We start from the raw sequence: 6,475 nt of genomic DNA on the forward strand, positions 1-6,475 counted from the left end.
CAAATATGCTAAGTTTTTTTCTCATTTAATCTGCACAGACTGAAGATAAATAATAGCTTCAGTCTCATTATAAGGGTAACGGCGAAGATTGTCAAGTAGTTTTTTTATTTCTGTTGGGTAGCTTTTTTCCACTGTTGTCTGTCCGCTTTCTGTGTAGTGGGAATTGGACTACCAAAGTTATATTGACACTAATCATGTACTACTAAATAATTAGCTAATTTGGAGCTTATTTAGTATGTTGCGTATTATTGCAGGGAAATATCGCGGAAGAAAGATAGCCACAGGTAAGCATTTAGCCGCACGGCCTACCATGGGTATTGTCCGGGAAGCAATATTCAACACACTTTTTTCAAAAAAGCCCATTTATAACTCGAATGTGCTTGATTTATTCTGTGGAAGTGGCTCTTTTTCATTTGAAGCACTTTCCCGCGGCGCTAAACATGCATTCATGGTAGATTCAGATTACTACAATTTGCAATTGCCTAAGAAAACGGCAGAAAATCTTGGAACTACGGACGATATTACGCTAATTTGCTGCAGCGCTGACAAATTACCAAAACCTATCTCACAATGCGACATAGTTTTTATAGATCCACCTTACAATAGTAATCTAGTCCACTCAACTTTAGAAGGATTGGCTCACTCAGGCTGGCTAAGTGATGATGCACTGATAATTCTAGAGATTAGGAAAACCGAAGATTTTCAGTGCAATAAAAATTTTAGTATAGCCCTGGAGCGCACTTACGGTATAGCAAGAATAATTTTTCTTTCCCTATCAACTTAAACTTGCATATACCCTATTCTGGGATTCCAATGCCTTCAGGAAGGGTTCTAATTTTATTTGTGTCAAGTTTCTGGAAAAATCACTTATAATGTAGCCATTTAGATTAAACTTTTTGTTAAGCCCTTTGCCTACTAAATATTTACGTGCATCTTCAATAAATTCATTTTCTATTTCCTTGTAACTGATGTATTTTGTCGTGCCTTCATTATCCTCACAACAAACTAAATGTTCTTTATGATCGGTGTGAATATTCTTATTATTGCAAGGAACATTAGGATTATGTTCAAGCACTATATTTTTTCTTAACCTTTCTCCGGATAGATCATCAAGTTTATTAACGAGTTGTGTTTCTTCTGGGATTACAGTATCACCTTTCCTGCCAGCAATTAAGACAGGACATTTCGTATTCTCTACAACTTTCTGTGGATTAAAATCTAACCCACAACGCCCAAACCAAAAATTCAAAAACTTTGCAGGAAGCCACCTTGTGAAAAAGCCCCCTACTCCATGAGGAAAGTTATTAGTTGCATCTTTGAGTGAACTAAAAGAATTACTGTGAATTAGTGTCAAATGGATACCCTGATCCTCAAATCTTTTCAGAACTTCCGCTACAACTCCTCCTCCAAGAGAGTTAGTATCTAAAACTATGTCACTTGGATGTATGCCATCTATAAGCAACTTGTTCACCATTGCCATCCCTGCTTGGACTAATTCTTCCCCATTTGTTAGAAAGTTATACAGTGCTACAATCTTCTTTCTCTCCAAAAGGAACTCTATGATGTCCTCTATATCTTTTTCTAACTCTTGATTGCAAGTCTCACCCATAAACTCTTTCTTATAACGCTTTATCCATTCAGGGCCGACTTCATTTTCCAAAAGGCTTTTAACTCTATGTACAACAAACTTTGCCTTAATAAAGTCAAAAAACACCCACGATAAAACTATGATAAAACATATGGTAGCCAAAGTTAATAATACTGCTGATGTACAAGCTAATCCCGTAAGCACTTTTTTTGATTTTTGATTCTGGTACGCCAAGTATAACGACACAATAGAAGCAGTAGACAATATGGCAAAACATAACCATAGTGATATTATCCTCCTAGTAAATTTTTTCTCTTCATCATCTAGTTCTTCTTGAAAGAACTCTGGATTAACAATTCTAGAAAAATAAGGATAGTCAAAATAATGCTTAATTACGTTACCTTCTTGCTCTTTGGATTTGTCTTTACCAAGTGCATTAATCTTAATACATCCAAGTATCCCAAAAAAGTTTATTATGTGCCTCGCATTTTTTTCTGGCTTAATGTTGGGATCAGGATAACAAATAACTTTCATTTTTTCATTGATAAACATCCTGTTATCTTAACATAAAAACTAAAGAAAGCCAAGATGGCTTTAAAAAATAGCTTAAAAAACCTATAGGAAACTTCCCACAATTCCTTTTAAGCGAGTTTTGAACTTTTGAAATGCCATGACGTTGTCGGTACGTCTGTCAAGAAATGATAGAGTATCTGCAAAACCTTCTGAATAGTCATTAATGAAGAAGAGAATTGTGCTCAGATATACCCCAGCTAATATTGCCCGTTTTGTATAGTAATTAAAATCTGTTGATTGATCGTAGATGCCATACCAAATTGCACTAACAGTTTTGTACAAGAGTTTACTAGAAAAGTATGTATTCTTTGGCGATACAGAAAATAGTAAAACATTTTTTAAAAATTCTCTATAATTTGGTAGTTTAGCGTAGTTTGAGAGGCGTATTTGAACAGCTAATTTTACCCGCTCCCGCACTTTCATATCTTCCAAATTGGAGTTTCTTAGCTCAGCTTCCATTGAACTATTTAAGTCCTCTGCTATATACTCCAAAGCGCTATATATTCCATTTTGAAATTTGCAAAAGCTATTGGCTAGGTTAAGGTCTGTGCACGCCTTCAATAAGGTTTCATCGCTTATCCCCTCAAATGGAATGACCCTAATCAGTTCGTCTACTACTGACTTTATTTCATCTTGTTCCATACAATATTATACTAAACAGCACATGTAATTGTACCTGAGATTTTCAAACATTCTGCAAAATGTGTCACCACGTTCTTCGAAATTTTTCCACTGATCAAAAGAAGAACATGCAGGAGAAAGTAATATCGTTACTTCTTCTTTGCTATTTATGGCCTCTTCGAAAGCCAGTTCAAATGCGTTTTCTAGATTATAACATTTCATACAATCTACTTTATTCCCCATAACATTTGCAAAAGCTTCTGTTGATTCTCCAATTAGAAAAGCTTTTCTAATTCTTGTAAAGTGCTCGCTTAGTGACTCTATGCCACCCTCTTTACTTCTTCCGCCAACGATCCAATATATGTTTTTATAAGACAAAATTGCTTTTTCGCTCGATTTGGCATTAGTCGCTTTGCTATCGTTCACAAAAAACACATTTTCTATTTTACCAAGCAGCTCATTTCTGTGTTTCAAACCTGGAAAGGATTTGATTCCATCGATAATAGTGTTGTTATCTATTTTAAGCAGCTTACACACAGCATATGCAGCCGCTATGTTTTCCGCATTGGATGTTAAGTTTATTTTCATATCACTTACATGACCTGGTTGGATTCCAGTGTTGGGGCACTGAAATGGCAAAAAAGGTAACATTGAAGCTGAAATTGAAATTTTGTTTCCAGTGAATTTGTTGAATACATCAGCAGTAATCTCATTATCACATCCTATCACGGCAATTTCACTACCGTTTATCAGTTTTAATTTAGTTGCTATATAATTCTCCATACCTCCATGTCTATCTATGTGGTCTGGTGTAATGTTGAATAATACTGCAATGTCCACATTAATCTTATCCATCAGCTCCAATTGAAAAGAGGAGAACTCAATTACATAAATTTCTGCATCTCTTTCTAGATCTAAAACAGGAACACCTAAATTTCCACCAACAGCTACCTTTTTCCCTGCAGATTTTAATACGTGCCCTATTAGTGACACAGTGGTTGATTTACCATTTGTTCCTGTGACGCCTATTATTTTCTGGTTCGTAGCTTTAACTTCAAGGAATAGCTCGATATCCGATTTTATTTTACAGTCATAGCTTCTCGCGAGTTTCACTATCCAATGCGGCGTTGGATATGAAATTGGCACTCCAGGGCTTAAAATCAACGTTCTTATTTCATGCCAATTACATTCCTTGGGATGAATAAAATTACACTCCCGATACATCATTTTTGCATTTGCTATTTGCTCTTTATTATCATCCCATGCATATATTCTTGCACCGCTCTTCACTAAAGCATTAATGACAGACAAACCAGTTTTACCAAGACCAAAAACCGCAACATTTTGATTTTTGTATTTGCTCAGTTGCATTACTTGTTTTCGGAAGATGTTATATAAATTGTTAATAGGCCTAACGTAAAGGATTTGCAAATGTTAATTATTACCTGTAGAATATAGAAAAATTAGTAAGGATTTTAATAGGAAAGTAATATGCCATCCGTCACCTTTATTTTACCTGATGGAAGTAAGAAAAGTTACGAAGCTGCAGAGGGGGAGACTCTGCTTAACTTAGCTCACAGAAGCGACTCAGACTTGCTTGAAGGCGCATGTGAAGGTTCTCTTGCCTGCTCTACATGCCATGTAATCGTTGATCCAAAATTTTATGATGATGTAGAAATGTATAATCCTATGTCTGATGAGGAAAATGATATGTTAGATCTAGCTTTTGGCTTGACAGAGACATCAAGGCTTGGGTGCCAAATAAAAATTACAAAAGATATTGATGGCTTGTGTGTAACCATACCAAGAGGTACAAGAAACATATCGCTCGATAAACAAGGGAATGATTAGCTGTGCGTAAGGTTTTCATCTATATTACTGTCTCTTTACTTTTATTTATCCCCGCAGCTTATAGTGGGTTTTGGTATTTTTCCGCATGTAAAACAAAAAACCTTTTAGCGGAAACAATACTATACATTAACGATGAAAAATTCGATATTTCACATGATTTTAGCGGATTCCCTTGTGATCTAATTTTCCATGTGACAAACCCAAAGTTTTCCAGTGAGCAATTAACTATCTCATCAGAAGCTTTAGTGATAAAAAATAGGCTATTCGATAAATCAGTATATATCTACATACCAAGCAATGAGATCAATATTACCGTTCATGGCGACGAGAAAAAGAATATAAAATGTCATACAAACAATAACAATCACTTTGTTGTCAAACTAAACAATTTACCATCTTCGCTAAGGTTTGACAGAAATAGCACCATGATAGAATATATAGACACACTTCGTTACGAAGATCATGGACTGAGATGTGATGTTGCATCTGATTCAGAAAATCAGCAGAGTGTTATAACTGAAGTGAATGGTAAAAGCAACTATATTCAATTTCATCTCAATAAAGAACTGAATGGAAACGCTAAGCTAGGATTCGACTTTTATGCTTATCGGGTTGCAAGTCCCGAGAACTACCTGAACGTTGATACTAAATTTGATTATGAATTTGTAAATCACATCTCAGCCTCTAGAATTAACTTCAACATAGAAAAATTTTTAATTCGGGGTAATAATTTTTCTCTCACTGCAGATGGTGGAATAAACAATTACAATCTGGTTACATCTTCGTTTAAAGATAAAATCAACTTGGCCGTGTCAAATTATAAAGGGTTGATCTCGTTTATGACTGGCAAGAAAAATCACTCGAAAGCTTCGGATGCGCTTGAAAAATTAATATCTTCCTTGTCAGAAAAAACAACTGATGATAGCATTCAATTTTCAATAAAATACGACGATGATGTAGGGTCAAGTTTTATTGGAAAGTTACCTACTACTGATTTTATGAACCAACTAAGTCAAATTACCGAGCTAACCAAGAATGAAAGCGGTAGTTAGCTTACTTTTTACATTGATATTTCACTTAAGCATAAACGCTTTTACTTTGGATGATAAACTCATAGACAAAAGCATGGAAAAGCGAGCAACTAATTTATTTGAAATAATAAAGTGTCCAATATGTTCCGGTGAGTCATTATCTGAGTCCGAGTCTAAGATTGCACACGATATGCGCAAGACGATTCGTAAAAAGATCAGTGATGGACATGCTGACGAGCAAATAATTTCAGAGCTGAAAAATTCTTATGGAGATTCAATTATAATCATTCCGCCTGTAAAATTTAGTACTTATGTTTTATGGTTTATTCCACTCACAATTCTGCTAATAGGGTGTTTTCTGATACGAAAATACACCAAGTAGCCCCTCCTCCTGTTATCACTGCCATTAAGTTAAGGAAAAACGGATTTGCGTTGTGCTAAAAGTACTATAAAGAGAAGTCCATAAAACATAACGAGTGACTCTTACGGGATTTGAACCCGTGTTACCACCGTGAAAGGGTGGTGTCCTAACCACTAGACGAAAGAGTCAATACAAGTTAACTAAGTTATACTGATTGTTCATATAAAGTCAATTCAATTGTTTTATAGTGAAACAGAGAGTAGACATGTTGCATAACCTAAACTACACGAAAAAAAAGCAAAAGAAACCCTGGTCATTATTTATTTTTAGTATTGGCGTTTTGTGTCTTAAATGCTGCAACTTAGCTGCTTTTGAAGGCAACTAGTCTAAGCTATAATATTTAAGAAATTTACCAAACGGAGAAAAAAGACAATAAAACCCCGAGGTAGC

The 6,475-nt window shown here is 35.2% G+C and carries 7 protein-coding genes and 1 tRNA gene; 4 read left to right on the top strand and 4 right to left on the bottom strand.

Translation table 11 applies throughout. The features are described from left to right. Positions 1-235 precede the first annotated feature (235 nt). Complete coding sequence (gene rsmD, locus DM84_RS04180; protein ID WP_250778552.1) at positions 236-784, top strand: 16S rRNA (guanine(966)-N(2))-methyltransferase RsmD; 549 nt, start codon at positions 236-238, stop codon at positions 782-784. On the opposite strand, the gene DM84_RS04185 is transcribed toward rsmD, so the two are convergent. The 3 genes from DM84_RS04185 to murD all read right to left on the bottom strand — a co-directional run bounded on the left by DM84_RS04185 (position 776) and on the right by murD (position 4,153). Beyond that, positions 776-2,122, bottom strand: a complete 1,347-nt coding sequence (locus DM84_RS04185; RefSeq protein WP_458783139.1) for an alpha/beta hydrolase family protein — start codon at positions 2,120-2,122, stop codon at positions 776-778. The two genes, rsmD and DM84_RS04185, sit on opposite strands and share 9 nt — an antisense overlap. 81 nt (positions 2,123-2,203) lie before the next feature. Next, positions 2,204-2,803, bottom strand: a complete 600-nt coding sequence (locus DM84_RS04190; RefSeq protein ID WP_250778556.1) for a COQ9 family protein — start codon at positions 2,801-2,803, stop codon at positions 2,204-2,206. A 6-nt stretch (positions 2,804-2,809) separates the two neighbouring features. Then, on the bottom strand, positions 2,810-4,153 hold the full coding sequence (gene murD / locus DM84_RS04195) for a UDP-N-acetylmuramoyl-L-alanine--D-glutamate ligase (protein ID WP_250778558.1): 1,344 nt from the start codon (positions 4,151-4,153) through the stop codon (positions 2,810-2,812). 120 nt (positions 4,154-4,273) lie between these two features. On the opposite strand from murD, the gene DM84_RS04200 reads away from it, so the two are divergent. Genes DM84_RS04200 through DM84_RS04210 form a run of 3 tightly spaced genes read left to right on the top strand, consistent with a single transcriptional unit; the run spans position 4,274 to position 6,046 of the window. Beyond that, on the top strand, positions 4,274-4,633 hold the full coding sequence (locus DM84_RS04200) for a ferredoxin family 2Fe-2S iron-sulfur cluster binding protein (RefSeq protein ID WP_250778560.1): 360 nt from the start codon (positions 4,274-4,276) through the stop codon (positions 4,631-4,633). 2 nt (positions 4,634-4,635) lie between these two features. Continuing rightward, a complete protein-coding gene (locus tag DM84_RS04205; RefSeq protein ID WP_250778562.1) occupies positions 4,636-5,685 on the top strand; it encodes a hypothetical protein in 1,050 nt (349 codons plus the stop codon). After that, on the top strand, positions 5,669-6,046 hold the full coding sequence (locus tag DM84_RS04210) for a cytochrome c-type biogenesis protein (protein WP_250778564.1): 378 nt from the start codon (positions 5,669-5,671) through the stop codon (positions 6,044-6,046). The genes DM84_RS04205 and DM84_RS04210 overlap by 17 nt, the downstream gene beginning before the upstream one ends. A gap of 95 nt (positions 6,047-6,141) precedes the next feature. Here the strand turns inward: DM84_RS04210 and DM84_RS04215 are convergent. Continuing rightward, positions 6,142-6,213: transfer RNA gene (locus DM84_RS04215), tRNA-Glu, on the bottom strand. Positions 6,214-6,475 lie beyond the last annotated feature (262 nt).

Source organism: Wolbachia pipientis (assembly GCF_023661085.1).
Taxonomy (GTDB): domain Bacteria; phylum Pseudomonadota; class Alphaproteobacteria; order Rickettsiales; family Anaplasmataceae; genus Wolbachia.